The sequence below is a fragment of the Edaphobacter sp. HDX4 genome (genome assembly GCF_036877565.1).
Lineage (GTDB): Bacteria > Acidobacteriota > Terriglobia > Terriglobales > Acidobacteriaceae > Edaphobacter.
The window spans coordinates 74,283-92,249 of record NZ_JAEDXW010000016.1; the positions used below are offsets into that span (position 1 = coordinate 74,283).

The window sequence follows — 17,967 nt, forward strand, 5'->3', positions numbered from 1 at the left end:
CTCCACCTCGTCCTTCAAGGAGAAGCATATGTCGAATAGCACCGGATCGCGCTCCATCACACCTGCCATACTGGCCCTCGCCTGCCTCGGGATTTCGGGCCTTTCAACGGCAGCAGCTCAAAAGCCTGCTACCCCTCCGGCGGGTGGCAGCCGCTTTGTGCAGCCCGAGCCGATCGACTTCAACGATCACCAGGGGTGGACGCAGATCTTTGACGGGCAGACCCTCAACAACTGGGACGGTCCCTCTGATGTGTGGCATGTAGAAGATGGTTCCATCGTCGGCGTCTCAAGCGATGCCCATCCCTCTGGAACCACCAATGTCATCTGGAGAGGTGGAGAGGTAGGCAACTTCATGCTCAAGGTGGAGATGAAGCTCGAAGGGTCAGGTGCAAACGGAGGCATTCAGTATCGCAGCGAAAGTGTGCCTCCACAGCAGCATCAGATTCCACCTGATCGGCTCGCCCAGATGACTCCACAACAGAAAGAGAGATTTGAGAACAATCAGGCACTGCTGCAAAAGCACGCCAAGTGGAATTTGACGGGCTATCAGGGGGACTTCGACTACAACAACCGCTACACCGGTCAGTTGTATGAGCAGGACAGTCCCCGCGGGATTATTGCGTGGCGCGGTCAGGTGGTCGCCACCGAACCCAACAGGAAACCTCAGTTGCTGGCGACACTGGGAACTTCAGATGAACTGAAGGCATTCATCAAACCGGGCGAGTGGAACCAGGTTGAAATTATCGCTGACGGTCACACCCTGACGCACATCGTGAATGGTCACGTGATGGCAGTTCTGGTCGATACCGACCCGAAATTTTATAAGGCGAAGGGCCTTCTTGCTTTTGAGATCGAAGGGGGCGGCGACGTAAAGATCTCTCATCGCAACATCTGGTTGAAGAAACTGCCTTGATCTCTGCACCGCTGCGGCGCGGAATCGGATAGAGTTGTCCGGGGCTGACGTACCCGAAGAGCGTGCCGTCTGCCAGAATGCCGGCGAGGAGAGTGACAAGATGCGCCAAGGTAAGTTCCGTGAAGATCTGCTGAGTCACATCGGACGTCTGTCACAGATCGGGGGCATCTCTCACTTTGTCCATGCAGATGGAAAGGCAAAGGGCACCGGCACACTCCGTGTTCGCACCGCTCGAGGGTTGGAGTTCTGGGTCGTTCCGGATAAAGGCATGGATATCTATGAGGCCAGCTTTCGCGGCCGCTCTCTGTGCTGGCACTCTCCAACGGGAATGGTCCACCCCGCCTACTATTCGAATCGAAGTCTTGAGTGGCTCAAAGGATTTGCGGGAGGGCTTCTGACAACGTGCGGCCTGTCCACGGCTGGCGCGCCTTCGAACGATCAGGGCGAGGCGCTTGGTCTGCATGGTTCAATCTCCAATACCCCGGCAGAAGGTGTGTCCTGGACCGAAGATTGGCAGCAGGACGATTGCTCCTTCCGCATCTCAGGGAAGATCCGCGAAGCTTCCGTGCATGGGCCCAATCTGGTCCTACATCGTACGATCACAACTTCGCTGAACACAGCTTCTATCGCGATCCATGATGTGGTGGAGAATCAAGGCGTTCGCACTACACCTCTGATGATTCTCTATCACTTCAATTTCGGCTTTCCCTTACTGACCCCGCGGTCAAAGATCTATGCACCTTCTGTGAAGGTTGAGCCGATTGATGATTTTTCACAAGCGACTGTGGATCAATGGAACCTCTTCGACTCTCCTGAGATGGGACTTGGAGAAAAGGTCTACTTCCACGAGATGGACGGAGGAAGCTCCGGCAAAACTACGGTAGTTCTGGTGAGTGATCAGGAAGAGCCCGATTACGGAGTCGCGATGACCTATGATTCGCGTACGCTGCCAAAATTCAATCACTGGAAGATGACGGCAGCCAACCATTTCGTTCTTGGACTGGAACCGGCAAACTGCAACACGCGTGGAAGGCAGCATGAGCGCAGCCAGGGCTCTCTTCAGAGCCTCGAGCCGGGAGAAAGTAAGGAGTTCAGTGTGCAGTTGCAGGTGCTCGATAACGAAAAAAGAGTCAAGGAAGCCATTCAGGCAACTTCACCAAAGCACTCCTGAGCTGTGTTAGAAGTTGAGACGATCGATATTGCTCTTGTTGATGATCATGGGTTTGCCAAGAATAATCTGACTTCCACGAACATCCAGTTTTCCCAGCCTCCCTGCAGAGATTGCGGTTGCGTCCGGAGCTATCTCTTTCTGTGAATCAAGCCACCCCGCATAGACTGTGAGATACCCCAGATCTCTTGTGTTCCACAGCACAATGCTCTGGACTACGCCATTGTGGATGTAGGGCCTGCATATGCTGGGCAGTGAAAGCCCAATCACGTCCACTCCGCCTCCCGACTGTTGTACAGCCTCGGCAGCACCCGGTACGGCCGGAGCAGAGATGGCGATGACCAGTTTCACCTCGGGATATACCTTCATGATGTTTTGTGTCTGAGAGAACGCCTTATCGCGATCGTCATCGCTTGGCAACACTGTGGCCAGTGTCATCTCAGGATATTTTTCGGCCATCCTGGCTTTGATGAATCGAATCCATTCGTTCTGGTTCTCTGCGCTCAGCGCTCCGGTGATGATCGCGAATTCTCCTCGATTGTGCAACAAACGCGCTCCTTCATCCGCCAGCGTGTTCGCAATGTCCTCTGGAGTGGCCTGGTTCAGGAAGTAGTCGCGCGCATTGCGCTCGGCATCGGCATCCCAGGTAAGCACAGCGATGTGGTGCTCTCTTGCTTTTCGCAGAACGGTGGAGATGCTGCCTTTGTTCTCGACGGCGACCACGATGGCATTGACGCCACGCGTAATCCAGCTCTCAACAAGCTCGTTCTGCATTGATGCATCCAGGCTTGTCGGTCCATCCCATATCAGGTCAACGCCCAGCTGCCGCGCTGCTTCCTCCGCCCCCGCACGAGCACTGATGAAGTATGGATCCCCTTTCGCCTTGGGCATAACAGCGATTACGGCTCGATGATCTGCTCCCGCGTCAGTTTTCCGTCTCGACGAATGTAGCAAGCCAGCCACAACGACAACCATGACAGCAACGGCCGCCCCGACCGCCACGGCCAGAGGGCGTTTTCTCATCGACCAGTACTGAGAAAATCGCTGGAATCTATCGTTGAGTAGATCGACCGCCACCACTCCAATCAGCAGCAGCCCTGTCAGGACGCCAGTAGCCTCCGAAGGAGCCGCCAACAGGTGCAGCCCATTCTGCAGCACGCACAAAAAGAGGAGACCGAGTACGCTTCCAAAGAGGTCGCCTCGGCCCCCGAAGACGGATGTCCCGCCGATGACGATCGCCGTTATCGCCTGCAACTCAAAGCCGGTCCCAAGGTCCGACTTGGCGAGGCCGAGATGCGAGACATAAATAATGGCCGCGATGCCGGAGACGGCCCCGGATAGCAGGTAGACCAACGCAAGATAGCGTTTGACCGGAATCCCTGCATACCGTGCGCCCTCGGCATTCAAACCGATGGCGTAGAGCGCTCGACCGATCTTCGAGCAGTGCAGAAGCACGGCATAGAAGAGGATAAAAAACAGGAAGAGGAAGACCTGAACAGGGATGCTCCAGATGTATCCCTGCCCCAGGAATAGGAATCTCGCCGGGAATCCGGTGACACTTACAGACGCCCGGGTGAAACCTTCAGCGGCTCCTCGATAGAGCGAGTACGTTCCCAGCGTGATGATCAGTGAGGGAAGATTCAGGTATGCGATCAGAGCCGCGTTTATCAAACCGCACAAACATCCAACGGCCAGTGCGAGCGCGAGCGCGGCTGGAAGCGGAAGGTGCAGATTCTGCCACGTCATTCCAAATGTGACTGCCACCAGGCCAATGGTTGATCCCACCGAAAGATCGATGCCTCCGGTAATCAGCACAGGCGTAAGAGCGACTGCCAGCAGCCCCAACTCGACACTGAAGCGAAGAATCTCCATCAGGTTCGCCCAAGTAAGAAATGCAGGCGACAGGATGCTGAAGAGAACGCCTTCCAGCAGAAGTGCAGCCACGAGAGCCCACTGAATTCCCGAGAGTCTTGGCCTAAGCCGCAAGTGTCTGTGCATTGTCTTTACGGTAGATGTGGAGGGTGTCTACTGCGACCGCAATCAGAATGATCGCTCCCTGAATTGCCTTCTCCCAGTAGGCATTGATTCCGAGAAAGGTGAGGGCGGGGCCGATACAACTCAGCAAGGTGACGCCCAGAACCGTACCCGTCATAGTTGCGGAACCGCCGGTTATTGTGGCTCCTCCGACAGCGACGGCCGCAATTACCTTCAGTTCTAGGCCAAGGCCGGAATTGCTGGGGATTTGATTGAAGCGCACAGAGTTCAAGACGGCTGCCAGCCCGGAAAGCGCGCCTGTCGCCACGAATACACCGAAGATAACCAGCTGCGTATCGATACCCGCAGCACGAGCGGCCGCTTTACTCGATCCGGTCGCGATGATAGCCCTTCCTGTACGCACATATCTCAGTCCCAAAGCTGTCGCGCACACCAGCACGATCACAGCAACCAGGCACAGGCCAGTAAAAGCCTGCTGTGGAAGTCCGAACCACTGAAACCGCATCGGGAGCCCCTGGATCCAGGCTCCCTGCGTATACCATCGCAGACCATCACGAAGCGCAACCATGGTTGCCAGGGTGGCAACGATGGACGGAATCCGGATGTATGCGATCAGTCCTCCGTTTAATGCACCCCAGGTCGCTCCCACAGCGCACGCGATGAGAGCGCTGATGAAAACCGGAAGTCCGCTCTTAGCGCACTGACCCATTACCACACTGGAGATTGCAAAGATCGAGCCCACTGAGATGTCGATCTCTCCGGTCAGAATGATCATCATCATTCCCACCGCAATGATCATCACCGGCATGTTTGCAAGAAAGAGATCCGTCAGGTTCGCAGCCGTGAAGAATCCTGTCGTCTTCCAGGCAAGCAGCAGCATCAGCGCGCCGATGGTGAATAGAAGCCCTATCTCTCTTACTCGGTTGCTCATGCCTCTCCTCTCTGGTGAGAGAGGGAAACTTCGTGGCCGAAGGCCAAAGCCATAATCTTCGCCTGGGTAGCCTCCTCCCGCGACAGTGTTCCGACAATTGTCTTTTCGCGGAAGACCGCAACCCGGTCACACATGCCGAGAATCTCCGGAAGCTCAGACGAAATCAGGATAATGGCTACACCTCGCTCCGCCATCTGCACGATCAGTTCATGGATCTCTGATTTCGAACCGACATCAACGCCTTGGGTAGGCTCATCCAGGATCATGATCCCGGGCTTGATCGCCAGCCAGCGCGCCAGAGCAACCTTCTGCTGGTTGCCGCCTGACAAAGTTCTCGCCGCCACCGACACGTCAGCAGCCTTGATGCGTAGGTCGCGAACATAGCTCACACCTTGCCCGATCTCCTTGCGTCTCTCGATCAATCCCCAACGAGATACCTGGTCCAGGCTGGCCATGCTGATGTTCTCTGCCAGTCCCATATCCAGAACCAGGCCATGCTGCCTGCGATCTTCCGGCAGGTAGCCGATGCCGAGCCGGATTGCCTTTGCCGGCGAATCGATCTGCACCGGTTCACCGTTCAGATAGATATCCGAAGCGATAGGGGACAGTCCAAACAGCGTCCTCGCAAGCTCTGTCCGTCCCGATCCCACCAGACCTGCCATGCCCAGAATCTCTCCTCGCCTGACGGCGAATGACACGTCATGCAGCTCCAGCGACCGGTTCGCAAGCTTACGGACCTCGAGTGCATTCTGACCTTTTTGAACCGTACGCTTCGGAAAGATCGAAGCCAGGGAGCGGCCTACCATCAGCTCGATAAGCTCTCCACGTTCGACCCCTGCCGCATCTTTACAGGCGATTGTGCTGCCATCCCGCAGCACGGTGATGCGGTCAGCGATCGACTGAATCTCTTCCAGTCGATGCGAGATGTAAACGACCCCTGCACCTCCCTGTCGAAATTGCCGGATGAGCTGGAACAGGTGGTCGACCTCTCGGTCCGTCAGCAGCGCCGTGGGCTCGTCCATCAGCAGTATCCTGGCCCTTGCACCAATCGCCTTGGCAATCTCTACAATCTGCTGTTCGGCCATACTGAGTGAACCCGCCAGCCGTCTCGGGTCGAGCTCAGTTCCAACCTGATGCAGAAGCTCCTTCGCCTGCGAATACCGCTTCTTCCAATCAACTCTCCATCCCGCGGTGTCGTTCTCAAGCGCCAGCGCGATGTTCTCCGCTACGCTCAGATGGGGAAAAAGAAGCGGCTGCTGGTGAATCGCGGCCACTCCCAGCTCGCGTGCCTGTCGTGGCGTGTGGTTTGTAATCCTGTTTCCACAGATCACAAGTTCGCCCGCGTCCGGTTCCAGTGCGCCGGTAACAATCCTGGTGAGGGTAGACTTTCCGGCGCCATTTTCACCGACAAGAGCATGAACCTCGCCCTCAGCCAGTTCGAAAGAGACGTTCTTCAAAGCCCGCACTCCGGCAAAGCTTTTGGTGATTGCGGTCGCGCGAAGAAGGCAATTCATGGTCATTGGCGCGGAGAAGGATTCCTTGTCAGGCTTATGTGTCCGCCTGAGACGTCTCACACTATCGACAAATCATTCTGACTGTCAACGAGTTGCACTGACTCGTCCACGCGAGGATTTGCGAACGCTATCTGCTTCACTCTCCGCGAGACGCGACGCTGAACTCGACGAATTGCGGACCGTAAGCGTCGCCGGCAGATGCACTCTCTTCCGCTTGCCATTCTTCTCCGTCTCCTCAATTCGCTCCAGCAGCATTTCGACCGCCCTATATCCCATGTCGAAGGTAGGTTGCACCACCGAAGTAATGCCCGGCTGGAAGAAGTCTTCCGCCGTAACCTCATCGAACGTGACGAATGCGAAATCATCCGGTGTGCTCAGCCCCACGCTGTAAAGACTCCTAAGTGCAGCCAGCCCCGTAACCCCGTTGGTCGCAAACAGCGCTGTAGGTTTCCCTGTAGGGCGAAGCATACCGTTCTGGCACAGCCGCGCGACCTCATCCTGTTCGAAGCTCCCATTCCAGATCAACGATCGTTGTACGGCGAGGCCATTCTTCTGCAAGGCCTGTCGGTAGCCACGCACCCGCTCCTGCTCGTTCCGAAGGTTCAAGGGACCTGTGATGATTGCAATCTCGCGGTGTCCTCGGCTCATCAGGTGGGAGATGGCCATCTCTGCTGCACCACAGTCGTCGACACATACTGAATCCACATCGAGATCGACGGGCAGCCGATCCAGGCAGACCACCGGAAAAGCCGAACTGATCGCATTCCAGGTCTCGGGAGTCAGTTCTCCCCCGCTGGCCGTCACCAACAGCATGCCTTCGATTCTCTGTGCGCGCAGCAGCGCAATCATCTCAGCCTCGCGCTCCGGGCTTCCTTCCGAGTCAAGAACGATGAGAAAGTAGCCGTGTTCCCGCGCAGCGCACTCGGCGCCTCGGATGATCTTCGGGAAGAAGGGAATTGTGATGTCTGGAACTACGATTCCCAGCGTTCGCGTACGATTCGTCTTCAGGCTGCGGGCAATCAGGTTCGGCTGGTAGTTGAGGACTCGAATCGCCTCCAGCACCTTTTGCCTCGATCGTTCACTGACCTTTGTGGACCCACTGATGACGTTGGAAACAGTGCCTGCAGAAACGCCAGCTAACTTGGCTAATTCCTTTTGGGTTGGCGGCATAATGACAAATCCTACATGAAGGGTTAATTAGGCTTTCGTTCTTGTCTGCGGGAAGACGTTAGCGGCCCCTGTCTCCCAATCCGCAGAAGTTCCATCTTTGCACCTCGCCAGCCCACCTCTTGACAGGTCTTCCACGGCTTCCGTAGCATCCTTCTGAAAATGAGACGTCTCATGCGTTGAATTTGTCTCATGGGCCACTCGCGAATTTGGCTGTCTGAGGGAGCTTGGACGCTGGACCAACAGGCAGTCGGTCAAGGCGAACCCTTAGTGGCTTCGATAGAATGATCCACCTGAAGCATGTACCGTTTCGCTTCGACGTGGAAACGCGTCTAAGAACTAAGAAACCCGCTGGAGAGGAGGATCAGAACTGCTCCAGCCACGTCATAACCAAGAGCATGATCAAATCTGATAGCAGGTGCAGTTGAATAAAGACATGGTCAAACAGAACAAATCGGCATGGCACTCTTCACGTGCGGTCTGGATCGGGACCCTCATAGTTGGCGGCGGACTGATCCTGGCATCATCAGCTGCATTGGCCTCCCCTCCCTTTCTCGGGGCTCCCGCACAGTCGGCTCCCGCAGCCCAGTCGCAGGGCAAGGCGGACCAGTATCCTCAGCTCCCCGAGGGACAGGGGAAACAGACCGTCGTCAGGGTCTGTGGTAAGTGCCACTCCCCAACCAATGTCATCGCAAACGGACAGAGCCGTCAGGGATGGGAAGATACCATCACCAAGATGGCAGGCCTGGGCGCCACGGCATCAGATGAGGAGTACACCGACATTCTCGAATACCTGGTGAAAAACTTCCCTCAGGTGACGTCGAAGGTAAACATGAACAAGGCGACGGCAGACGATCTCGAAAAGCAGCTTGGCTTCTCCACCAAGCAGGCGGCAGATATCGTCGCCTATCGTACAAAGAATGGGAATTTCAAATCGATAGAAGATCTCCAGAAGGTTCCGGATCTCAATGGCATGGATGTCGCATCAAGAAAGAATCGCATGACCTTCGAATAGTCAGAACTCCAAATCGAACTGCATGACGATGGGCTCCAGAGATGGAGCCCATCGCATCGCTGGCGGCACCTTTGACTGTTGGCTTTCGTGCTCGGTCGGCACGTGGGACGCCTTTAGACCTCACCTGCCAGTCGCTCGATCTGTTGAAGGTGATTAATGTCGTGACCTGCCATCGTCTCGACGATCGTCCATAGCGTCATTGTTCCCCGTTCGGGATGAGTCGTGGGATGATGACGATCGTCAGCCGTGACTGTGGTGAGGAACTTCAGATTCCAGTTTCGAACTGCTGCGAAGAGCGTCAGCGCAGAGGGCAGATCATAAGCGCCGTAACGCTGGGCCCACGTGTTCTGATCGAAGGGCTGGATTATGTAATGTGCTTCGGCGAGAGTCTGGCGCAGGCGAACGGCAAAGACCAGTTCACAGTCTGCAAGGTGGGCAATAATCTCTCGGATACTCCATTTGCCGGGGGCCACATTGCGATCGGTTTGTGCCGGAGAAAGTGCGTCGATCAACCCACGAATCCGTTCCACGGTGACGGTAATCACCGGGATAGGGTCCTGGTTTCCGAGGAATTTCGCGTATGGATTAAGCTCCATGCTAGACGGTACCACGGGGCAGGAGCGCTGTCCCCGGCCATGTGTCATAAGATCGTAAGCTTTCTGTCGCTGCATGACGACCGGCGTTTACAGCTATTGCTATAGTCCGTTGAAGAGGGGGTCCGTCCTGATCCCCTCCCTCCTCTCCAGCGAACTTTATCCCCCCGACTGCTCCGATCCTCGAGAGAAAACTCGCCTGCCGGAGCTCTCAGTAACCGTATTCAGTTGCTTAATCCCACTACTTGCCGTACGTAACGGGGACTCTCAGCCTCCTGCAGCATGAAGGAGGCAACGTCGGCTCGCGAGATGGTGAATGCCCCCTTCGGCAGATGACCAGCGAGGACACGCGCCTTGCCGGTTGCGGGTCCGTCGAGCAGGCGCGGTGGCCGAAGCATCGTCCAGGCCAGGTCCGGCTGCCTCATCTCCTGTTCTCCGTCGCTGTGATCCTTGGTCACGTTCCGGAAGAGAGTGTTCGACATCAGGGCGAAGACTAGCCCGCCCTCCCCGAAGAGGAAGGCGGTCGAGACGTGGATGAGGCGATCGACACCGGAGGAGCGCATCGCCTGAACCAGGGTCCTGCCGAAGTCCCGCCTCAGGTGGGTACGACGAAGCGTCGTCGGACCGAAGGCCGAGAGCACGGCGTCGGCCCCCCCGGATCGCCTCCGCCAGCTCGTTCCGGTCGAACAGGCTGCCTCCAAGGACGCGAAGACGCGGGCTGCTCTGGCGAATCTTCTCAGGGCTGCGCGCAAATGCCGTGATTTCATGTCCGTGTTCGAGAGCGAGTGGGAGGAGAAGGCGGCCTATTCCGCCGGTTGCTCCCAAAATCGTGAGTCGCATGTCTATTTCCTCCATAACCGGTAAACGCGATTTTGATGGTTAGCGGTTTGCGGCGGCGCGGGGCACCGGCACGCCTAACTGTCGAAACACTCCCAGCTGGTCCAGCTGAACCCAGTATTCGGCAATCTTTTCGTCCTTGAAGCAGCAAAAGACGATGGCATTCTGGGTGATCTGTTTGCCTGTGGGAGGGATTCCGCCGAGGGGAGCTGTATTGATGGCGGTCATGGACCAGCGTGCCGCCCCCTTGTCGCCGCAGACGAGGGCGTCCTCGACGACGAAATGGTGGTCCGGGAACATGGCATGGACGCGCTCGACCGTCTGCTGAATCGCAGCCAGACCGTTCGCATCGCCGTTGGGAGCATGCAGGATCGCATCGGGAGTGAAGAGTTCCGGGAGAATGCCAGAGTTGTGCTGATTCAGGCATTCCTCATAAAAGCGATGGATCATAGCTAACTGGTTCCCTGTTGATGACATGAAAGCTCCTTTGGGTGAGGCGTTCGACTGGATTTGCAAGTACTAGCCAGTTGAAAGGCGAAACGATATAGCCTCGAGTATTCAATATAATAACATATATCTAATATAAATCTATACTGTCAAAAGGGCAGGATTATTGAAGATGGCCACAAAGAATGGTTCCGGAAGACGGACTGCAACCGAGAAGCGTGTCTATGATTCACCGGCCCGGCAGCGCCAGGCAGACGAGACGCGAAAGAGGATTGCAACGGCTGCCCGGCGGCTGCTCGAGGAGACTGGGTACGCGGGCATGACCATTCCGGCGGTGGCGAAAGCGGCCGGGGTAGCCGTCCCAACGGTCTATGCCATCTTCGGATCCAAGAAGGGGATTGTTTCGGAGCTTCTGGATGAGGCTCGCTTCGGGGATGGATTTCAGGCCTTGCTTACCAATGCTCGGCAGGTGACGGATCCGATGGAGCTACTTGCGTTTCCACCCCGGTTCGCGCGGCGGATCTATGAGGCAGAGCTTCCGGTGGAGAATTTACTGCGGGGGGCAGGAATGGTGGCACCAGAGCTGGCAGCGGTGGAGGATGAGCGCAATTGCCAGAGGTATGACTCTCAATTGATGGTTGTTCAGGCATTGGAGCGCGAGAACCTGTTGCGAGAAGGCCTGAGCCCGGAGGCTGCCCGGGGTGTGATGTGGGCGATGACGAGCCGGGAGATCTTTCGGATGCTCGTCCGGGAACGTGGCTGGACGGCGGACGAATACGAGGCGTGGCTGACCGAAGCCTTGCGGAGAGAGTTGGTCGGTGAAGAGCCAAAGCTGGCATCGGCCCCAAGTGATAGGGCATCCAACTGACGGGCGGTCTCCGAAGAGCAAGGGCTGATACTTGTAGGAGAATAGAAGAGATAGCGGAGCAGAGTTCAAGCTGCACGGTCGAATAGATCTCTCCCGGTCGTTCATTTCCGCGATCGAAACTGACGTGATCCGTGGCTTTCCCCGCGGGAGAGCGCCGATAAAGAGCATGCAAAGGTAAGGATTGTTGATGGCAGATGAGCGCGTAGTAGGAATCGACCTGGGTACGACCAACTCTCTCGTGGCCTACATGCAGGGCGACTTGCCGGCTGTGATTCCCGGGGAGGACGGAGCTCGTCTGGTTCCCTCGGTCGTCGCGATGACAGCTGATGGAGTGGTGGTTGGAAACGCTGCACGGACTTCGCTTTTGAACGATGCCAGCAGCGTGGTGTATTCGGCCAAGCGGCTGATGGGGCGCGGAGTTGAAGACGTCCAGGACGAGCTTAAGCTGTTCCCGTTTCGTCTGGCAGACGATCTGAAGGCAGATGAGGTCTTGAAGCTGAAGGTCGGCAACAGGGTCGTTACTCCACCCGAGATCTCGGCTTATGTGCTGACTCAGCTGAAGAAGAACGCAGAGCGTTTCTTTCAGGCTCCTGTAACAAAAGCCGTGATCACCGTCCCGGCATACTTCAACGATGCACAGCGGCAGGCCACAAAGGATGCAGGCAGGATCGCGGGGCTGGAGGTTTTGCGACTGGTCAACGAGCCGACCGCGGCCGCTCTCGCTTATGGATTGCAGAAGAATAAGGACGGATTGATTGCCGTTTACGACTTCGGAGGAGGAACCTTCGACATCTCCATCCTCAAGCTGCACGAGGGGATCTTCGAGGTGGTCGCCACGGGCGGTGATACTCATCTGGGGGGAGATGACATCGACAATCTGCTGATTGCGATTGCACTCGACGATATAGCGGGAGATCTTGGCGAGGATGTTCGGAACAACGGCGAGGCCGTCCAGGCGATCCGCAAGGCCGTGATTGAAGCCAAGATCCAGCTGTCGGAGGCTGAGAAGGCGCAGCTTAACGTTATGCTGCCGGGTGGAAAGCAGTATCTGCGCGAGATTACGAGAGAGCAGTTCGAAGGATTGATCGCAGGAGTGATTGCTCGCACGGCCGGCCCCTGCAGACAGGCGTTAAAGGATGCTGGACTCGAAGCCTCTGCCATCGACGAGATCGTTCTTGTGGGCGGTTCGACCCGAATTCCCGCAGTGCGGAAGCTCGTGGACGACGTCTTCGGACTGAGTGGGCGAGGGAAGAAGCCGCACACGGAGTTGAATCCGGATGAGGTTGTGGCGCTTGGCGCAGCGGTGCAGGCCGACATCCTGAGCGGAAGCGGATCAAAGGCCACTGAGGATCTGCTGCTGCTGGATGTGACGCCTCTGTCGCTTGGAATTGAGGCGCTCGGCGGTGTCGTGGCGAAGATCATCCAACGGAACTCCACGATTCCCGCAAGTGCGACCGAGCACTTCACGACGGGCGTCGATGGACAGGCGAATGTCGCAATCCACGTGGTGCAGGGGGAGCGCGAGCTGGCAAAGGATTGCCGTTCCCTCGCGCGTTTCGATTTGAAGGGAATTCCTCCGATGACGGCTGGACTTCCGCGTATCGAGGTTAAGTTTCTGATCGACGCCAACGGAATTCTGCATGTGAGTGCGCGCGAACAGAGGAGCGGCAAAGAGGCTGAGGTTGAAGTGAAGCCTACCTACGGCCTGACGGACGAGCAGGTGGAGGAGATGATCCTCTCTTCGTTTGACAATGCCGAAGAAGACATTCGCGCCCGGCAAGGGATCGAGGCCAAGAATGAGGCTGAGACGATTCTTGCCGCCGTAGAGAAGGGTCGGAAGCACGAGGCCTGGCAGCAGCTGACGGCAGATGAGATTACCAAGATTCGAGAAGGCGAAGACGAGTTGAAGGCCTCCATCGCGGGCGGCGACTACAAGATCATTCGCAACGCGATTGAAAGGCTCGATCAGGCGACACGAAGGTTCGCGGAGCTGATGATGGATTCTGCCGTAACTGGTGCTCTGGGAGGCAAGACGATGGAAGCCGCAGGTGAGAGCATGGGACAGGGCCCGACGGCGCCGCATCCGTTTGCAAAGGCGCAGGTAGTTGAGGCGAAACAGGAAGCAGAGGCGATTGAGGCCTCGGTGAAGGAAGAGGCTACGGCCGGAGAGTCGACGGAAGACTAAGAATGATTGAGATCAATAAAGACCAGGTTGTGGATCTTTCAAAGCCTGCGGGTGAGGGAATGGTTCGCGTGACGTTTGAGCCGGAGGGTAGAACGGTTGAGTTTCCATTCGATTCGCTGCCCTATGACGGACACGGCGAGCCGATGTCATTTCTCGACGTGGCGGAAAACTTCGGCATCTTTCTTGATCATGCATGTGGCGGCGTTTGTGCGTGCACAACGTGTCATCTGTGGGTGAAGGAAGGCGCGAACGGAGTCAGTGAGCCTGAGGATAAAGAGCTGGACCGCATGGAGACAGCAGCCGATGTGCAATTGAACTCGCGCCTGGGCTGCCAGGCGGTCATCGAAAAGCCGGGGACCTATGTCGTTGAGATTCCCAAGTGGAATCGGAACTATGTGCAGGAAGGTAAGCCGGCAGCGGTGAAACAGGACTGACAGGAGACAGGGATGCCGCGAGAGATTGACTGGACAGATTCGGAAGAGATTGGGATTCAACTACAGGAGAAGTACCCGGAGACGGATCCATATACGGTGAGGTTCACGGATCTTCACAAGTATGTGACGGAATTGCCGGGATTTGTTGGAGACCCCTCGAAGTCGAATGAGGGGATTCTCGAGGCGATTCAGACGGCCTGGCACGAGGAGTACGAAGACGCGAAGTAGGGACAGCCAAGATCGAAAGGGTCTATGGTATTTGCCATGCTTAGGACGATCCTCTGCCTTGCGCTGCTGACGGGTGTCCCGGGAATAGCACAGCAGACCGGTGCTCGGGACTCCAATGCTCTTGTTCTCAACCATGTAGAAAAAGTGGGCGCGCTCGCAAATGGCGTGAGTGCGACTATAAGCGGTGCTGCGGTTGAGATTACTGCGCTGCGCCCAGATGTGATTCGCATACGGACTGGGCGCAACCACATGCTGCCCGAGGATGCCTCCTGGGCAGTATTGCCGACCGCACGCGCGGCCAGGAGCGAGGTCGAACAGGATTCAACTCGCGAAGCTGTCGGCTTCCACACGGCGGTTCTGCGCGTTTTGCTTGATCGCCGCAGCGGGATGCTGCGTGTGACCGACCTGGCGGGACATCTGCTGCAACAGGATGTGCGCCCGGTGGAGTATCACGGCTCGAGCTTCCGGTTGTACAAGAGCATGCAGCCGGATGAGCATTTCTTTGGATTGGGCGACAAGACGGGACCGCTGGACCGAAGGAATCAGGCGTTTACGGACTGGAACACGGATTCGTTTGGATTCCAGGAGTCGACGGATCCGATCTACAAGAGCATTCCATTCTTTATCAGCTTCAATGAAGGACGCGCGCTGGGTGTGTTGTTCGATAACACCTTCCGGTCGAGCTTCGATTTTGGAAAGGAGTCGGCGAATGCATACTCCTTTGGAGCACCGGATGGCCCTCTCGATTACTACCTCTTCTATGGGCCAACCCCAAGGAAGGTTATCGAGACGTATGCGTGGCTGACTGGACCGACGCCGCTGCCGCCGTTGTGGACCCTGGGATTCCAGCAGTCGCGGTATAGCTACTACCCTGAGTCGCGGGTTTTGGCTGTCGCAGCTCGGCTGCGAGAGGATGCGATACCGGCAGATGCGCTGTACCTGGATATCGATTACCAAAGGGAGAACCGGCCCTTCACGGTCGATGAGGTCAGATTCCCGCATTTCGCAGCGATGATTCAGCAGTTGGCAAAGGAACACTTTCACGTTGTGGCGATCACGGATCTGCATATCGCTCATCCTCCGGGTGCAGGGTACGCGCCCTACGATACGGGTGCGGCGGGCGACCACTTTGTGAAGAATCCCGATGGCTCGACTTACGTTGCACCGGTGTGGCCGGGGCCGGCAGTGTTTCCAGACTTCACGCAAGCACAGACACGTGCGTGGTGGGGAACCTTGTATGAAGGTTTCTACAAGGATGGGATTGCGGGGTTTTGGAATGACATGAACGAACCTGCGGTCTTCAAAACTCCCACGAAGACGATGCCGGATACGGTTCAACACCGCATTGACGAACCTGGATTCAAGTCACGGACCGCGACGCACCTCGAGATTCACAACGTCTTTGGAATGGAGAATACGCGCGCAACCTATGAAGGGCTTCTAAAGCTGAAGCCAAACGAGAGACCGTTTGTGTTGACGAGAGCGAGTTATGCAGGGGGACAACGATATTCAGCAACGTGGACGGGCGATAACTCGTCGACCTGGAATCATCTTCGAATGACGACACCGATGCTTGAGAATCTTGGCCTGTCGGGGTTTGGGATGAGCGGAGCGGATGTGGGCGGGTTCGCGGGAACTCCGCAGCCCGACCTTCTGACAAAGTGGATTCAGTTGGCGGCGTTCCAGCCGATCGACCGCGACCACACGGTGAAGGGGAGCGGAGATCAGGAGCCTTGGGCGCACGGGATTTCGCAGGAGTCGATACGGCGGCACTACATCGAAGAACGCTACCGTCTGATGCCTTATCTGTATACGGCTGCCGAAGAGATGTCGCGGACTGGAATGCCGATTGTGAGAGCGCTGTTTCTGGATTTCCCGAATGCGACGCCAGACGGGCATCCGCTGGACCTGGATGCGGGAGGCGAGTTCCTCTTCGGGCCTGATCTGCTGGTGGCGCCATCTCCTTATCCGGATGAGTTGGATCCCTACGAGGTAAAACTTCCTCCGGGCGACTGGTACGACTACTGGACGGGCCAACTGGCAGCTCGAGTGAAGAGCACGTCGAGTCGTGATGCAGAGCAGCCACAGCTGGTGACGCCGCCGGATACGCAACGTACACAGGCGGCAAGAGAGATCACGGTACCTCCACCGGAGGCGAAACCCCTGATGGTGACGCCCACGCTTGAAACGCTTCCCGTCTATGTGCGCGGGGGAGCCATCCTTCCGATCCAGCCCCTGGTGCAGAGCACGGAGGATAGACCTGAGGGGCCACTATCTCTGCGAGTGTATGTCCCGGAAGACGGCTCCGCTTCTAAGTGCGGAGGAGAGGTCTATCTTGACGATGGGATATCTTTCGCATTTCGAAGCGGACAGTTTCTTCGCATGAGCTCGACCTGTGAGGTGGTCGGGAACGAGCTGCATGTCCATATTGGTCGTCATGAGGGGAGCTTCCAGCCATGGTGGCACGATCTTCGGGTTGAGATATATGGCTGGCGATCTTCTGCCTCTCTGGCCACGGCTAACAACAAGCCGGTTGCGGAGAGCTCCTCAGGAGACAGCCGGTTTGCTTTCACGTTTCCTGATCCGGGTACAGGTGTCGAGCTGGTTGTGAAATAGTCTCTGCTGAGTGGAAGAGAAAGCCCAGCCGGGAGATGGCCGGGCTTTTGTGTGTTGATGCTGTCTCAGGATGGGCGAATGACGAGTGTGTCAGCGAGCTTGAAGTGGATCAGAGACTCAGAGGGAATATCGATGTCGCGGTTTCCTGTTAGGCCGGCCGCCGCTGTGCCAGCTCCTGCGCCGGCCAGACCTCCGATCAGAAGACCCGTTCCGCCACTTGCTACACCGCCGATGAGCATTCCGAGGCCGCTGCCTCCACCGATAAATGCAGCTGTGCGCTTGCCTTTCCCTTTTTTGGTGCGGGTCAGGCTATTTGTTTCAAGAGAATAGCGAGCACCATTGAGGGTCATGGAGGTGAGGCGAAGCTGCAGGATGGATGCACCTTTGAAGTGCCCGCGTTTATGTGCGGCAGTCACGATGCCTCCGACGAGAGTTCCTCGAGGAAGGAGGATGCGCCCGTCATCACCGGCGACAGCTTCGGCCAACTCGCCGTCGAAGTGATCCCCCGCCCGGTTACTTTTGGCGCTGAGGTGCTGATTGATGCGGATGGCGAGCGTCGTTCCTGCAGGAATATGTGCGTCTGCCGGAACGATCGCGAGATTGCCCGGAGCGGAGGCCGCAGCCGGTTGGGAAAGACTCTCAGGCTGATTGGCCGCAGTCGCGGCTTCATTCTGGGGGCTCTGCGTAACCGCGGGCTGTCCGCCAGCGATAGCAGGCGTATTTGCCGGTGTGGGAGAAGCAGGGGTAACGACCGTCGTGATCTGCTGACCTGTTTGGCCGGGCAGCGGCGGCTGGACAGTGGTGGTGACTGTGCTGCCGTTCTTATCTACCCATACGACCTGCTGCGCCTGGCCGGTAGCCGCGGCTTGTTTCCTTGCCTGTTGGATAGCCTCTTCCTGTTTGGACTTACATCCGGTGAGAATTGCGGCGGAAAGAATAGTTGCTGCGAGGAATCTGCGTGCTTGAAGGGAGGGCTTCTTGCCGTTCATCGTGCTGCGGGGCCTCATTTCGTTCAGAGTCGCTATCTGATACTGACGCCAGATCGGGAGATCCAGC

At 57.0% G+C, this 17,967-nt stretch carries 16 protein-coding genes and 1 pseudogene; 8 read left to right on the top strand and 9 right to left on the bottom strand.

The features are described 5' to 3' along the window. Positions 1–28 precede the first annotated feature (28 nt). Positions 29–913 (top strand): 3-keto-disaccharide hydrolase, encoded by an 885-nt coding sequence (locus JAO29_RS15655; RefSeq protein WP_334269183.1) that lies wholly within the window; start codon positions 29–31, stop codon positions 911–913. Between the two features lie 100 nt (positions 914–1,013). Further along, positions 1,014–2,084, top strand: coding sequence for an aldose 1-epimerase family protein (locus JAO29_RS15660; protein WP_334269184.1), 1,071 nt, complete (start codon positions 1,014–1,016; stop codon positions 2,082–2,084). A 6-nt stretch (positions 2,085–2,090) separates the two neighbouring features. Here the strand turns inward: JAO29_RS15660 and JAO29_RS15665 are convergent, their stop codons facing one another. The 4 genes from JAO29_RS15665 to JAO29_RS15680 form a co-directional block, all read right to left on the bottom strand. Beyond that, positions 2,091–4,025 (bottom strand): ABC transporter permease/substrate-binding protein, encoded by a 1,935-nt coding sequence (locus JAO29_RS15665; RefSeq protein ID WP_334269185.1) that lies wholly within the window; start codon positions 4,023–4,025, stop codon positions 2,091–2,093. 31 nt (positions 4,026–4,056) lie between these two features. Beyond that, positions 4,057–5,007 (bottom strand): ABC transporter permease, encoded by a 951-nt coding sequence (locus tag JAO29_RS15670; protein WP_334269186.1) that lies wholly within the window; start codon positions 5,005–5,007, stop codon positions 4,057–4,059. Next, positions 5,004–6,464: a sugar ABC transporter ATP-binding protein gene (locus JAO29_RS15675; RefSeq protein WP_334269187.1), complete on the bottom strand. Its 1,461-nt coding sequence runs from the start codon at positions 6,462–6,464 to the stop codon at positions 5,004–5,006. Before JAO29_RS15675 ends, JAO29_RS15670 begins: the two co-directional genes overlap by 4 nt. Positions 6,465–6,605: 141 nt before the next feature. Next, entirely contained in the window at positions 6,606–7,691 is a 1,086-nt protein-coding gene (locus tag JAO29_RS15680; protein ID WP_334269188.1) for a LacI family DNA-binding transcriptional regulator, read from the bottom strand. Positions 7,692–8,112: 421 nt separating this feature from the next. Here JAO29_RS15680 and JAO29_RS15685 point away from each other — a divergent pair, with 421 nt between their 5' ends. Continuing rightward, positions 8,113–8,703: a helix-hairpin-helix domain-containing protein gene (locus JAO29_RS15685; RefSeq protein WP_334269189.1), complete on the top strand. Its 591-nt coding sequence runs from the start codon at positions 8,113–8,115 to the stop codon at positions 8,701–8,703. Positions 8,704–8,816: 113 nt separating this feature from the next. On the opposite strand, the gene JAO29_RS15690 is transcribed toward JAO29_RS15685, so the two are convergent. The 4 genes and pseudogenes from JAO29_RS15690 to JAO29_RS15700 form a co-directional block, all read right to left on the bottom strand. Beyond that, positions 8,817–9,299, bottom strand: coding sequence for a DinB family protein (locus JAO29_RS15690; protein ID WP_334269190.1), 483 nt, complete (start codon positions 9,297–9,299; stop codon positions 8,817–8,819). 221 nt (positions 9,300–9,520) lie between these two features. Further along, positions 9,521–10,063 (bottom strand): NAD(P)-dependent oxidoreductase, encoded by a 543-nt coding sequence (locus JAO29_RS15695; protein WP_334269191.1) that lies wholly within the window; start codon positions 10,061–10,063, stop codon positions 9,521–9,523. Then, a pseudogene (locus JAO29_RS23575) lies at positions 10,008–10,151 on the bottom strand (NAD(P)H-binding protein); the annotation flags it as partial. The pseudogene JAO29_RS23575 and the gene JAO29_RS15695, both read right to left, overlap by 56 nt. 24 nt (positions 10,152–10,175) lie before the next feature. Further along, positions 10,176–10,610, bottom strand: a complete 435-nt coding sequence (locus tag JAO29_RS15700; RefSeq protein ID WP_334269192.1) for an ester cyclase — start codon at positions 10,608–10,610, stop codon at positions 10,176–10,178. A gap of 142 nt (positions 10,611–10,752) precedes the next feature. Here JAO29_RS15700 and JAO29_RS15705 point away from each other — a divergent pair, with 142 nt between their 5' ends. The 5 genes from JAO29_RS15705 (at position 10,753) to JAO29_RS15725 (ending at position 16,911) form a co-directional block, all read left to right on the top strand. Further along, the gene (locus JAO29_RS15705; protein WP_334269193.1) at positions 10,753–11,448 is read left to right on the top strand and encodes a TetR/AcrR family transcriptional regulator; all 696 of its coding nucleotides are present in this window, start codon (positions 10,753–10,755) and stop codon (positions 11,446–11,448) included. A 187-nt stretch (positions 11,449–11,635) separates the two neighbouring features. Next, positions 11,636–13,633: a Fe-S protein assembly chaperone HscA gene (hscA, locus tag JAO29_RS15710; RefSeq protein WP_334269194.1), complete on the top strand. Its 1,998-nt coding sequence runs from the start codon at positions 11,636–11,638 to the stop codon at positions 13,631–13,633. A gap of 2 nt (positions 13,634–13,635) precedes the next feature. Then, on the top strand, positions 13,636–14,067 hold the full coding sequence (locus JAO29_RS15715) for a 2Fe-2S iron-sulfur cluster-binding protein (protein ID WP_334269195.1): 432 nt from the start codon (positions 13,636–13,638) through the stop codon (positions 14,065–14,067). 12 nt (positions 14,068–14,079) lie between these two features. After that, positions 14,080–14,295, top strand: coding sequence for a Fe-S cluster assembly protein IscX (iscX, locus tag JAO29_RS15720; protein WP_334269196.1), 216 nt, complete (start codon positions 14,080–14,082; stop codon positions 14,293–14,295). A 24-nt stretch (positions 14,296–14,319) separates the two neighbouring features. Continuing rightward, positions 14,320–16,911, top strand: coding sequence for a glycoside hydrolase family 31 protein (locus JAO29_RS15725; RefSeq protein ID WP_334269197.1), 2,592 nt, complete (start codon positions 14,320–14,322; stop codon positions 16,909–16,911). Positions 16,912–16,976: 65 nt separating this feature from the next. Here the strand turns inward: JAO29_RS15725 and JAO29_RS15730 are convergent, their stop codons facing one another. After that, on the bottom strand, positions 16,977–17,918 hold the full coding sequence (locus JAO29_RS15730; RefSeq protein ID WP_334269198.1) for a hypothetical protein: 942 nt from the start codon (positions 17,916–17,918) through the stop codon (positions 16,977–16,979). Between the last annotated feature and the right edge of the window lie 49 nt (positions 17,919–17,967).

Bases quoted from the DNA above. Each gene is read 5' to 3' on its own strand.
- JAO29_RS15695 (WP_334269191.1), bottom strand. From the start codon at position 10,063: ATGAAATCACGGCATTTGCGCGCAGCCCTGAGAAGATTCGCCAGAGCA.
- JAO29_RS15655 (WP_334269183.1), top strand. From the start codon at position 29: ATGTCGAATAGCACCGGATCGCGCTCCATCACACCTGCCATACTGGCC.
- hscA (WP_334269194.1), top strand. From the start codon at position 11,636: ATGGCAGATGAGCGCGTAGTAGGAATCGACCTGGGTACGACCAACTCT.
- JAO29_RS15690 (WP_334269190.1), bottom strand. From the start codon at position 9,299: ATGGAGCTTAATCCATACGCGAAATTCCTCGGAAACCAGGACCCTATC.
- JAO29_RS15730 (WP_334269198.1), bottom strand. From the start codon at position 17,918: ATGAGGCCCCGCAGCACGATGAACGGCAAGAAGCCCTCCCTTCAAGCA.
- JAO29_RS15670 (WP_334269186.1), bottom strand. From the start codon at position 5,007: ATGAGCAACCGAGTAAGAGAGATAGGGCTTCTATTCACCATCGGCGCG.
- JAO29_RS15680 (WP_334269188.1), bottom strand. From the start codon at position 7,691: ATGCCGCCAACCCAAAAGGAATTAGCCAAGTTAGCTGGCGTTTCTGCA.
- JAO29_RS15660 (WP_334269184.1), top strand. From the start codon at position 1,014: ATGCGCCAAGGTAAGTTCCGTGAAGATCTGCTGAGTCACATCGGACGT.
- JAO29_RS15715 (WP_334269195.1), top strand. From the start codon at position 13,636: ATGATTGAGATCAATAAAGACCAGGTTGTGGATCTTTCAAAGCCTGCG.
- iscX (WP_334269196.1), top strand. From the start codon at position 14,080: ATGCCGCGAGAGATTGACTGGACAGATTCGGAAGAGATTGGGATTCAA.
- JAO29_RS15700 (WP_334269192.1), bottom strand. From the start codon at position 10,610: ATGTCATCAACAGGGAACCAGTTAGCTATGATCCATCGCTTTTATGAG.
- JAO29_RS15725 (WP_334269197.1), top strand. From the start codon at position 14,320: ATGGTATTTGCCATGCTTAGGACGATCCTCTGCCTTGCGCTGCTGACG.
- JAO29_RS15705 (WP_334269193.1), top strand. From the start codon at position 10,753: ATGGCCACAAAGAATGGTTCCGGAAGACGGACTGCAACCGAGAAGCGT.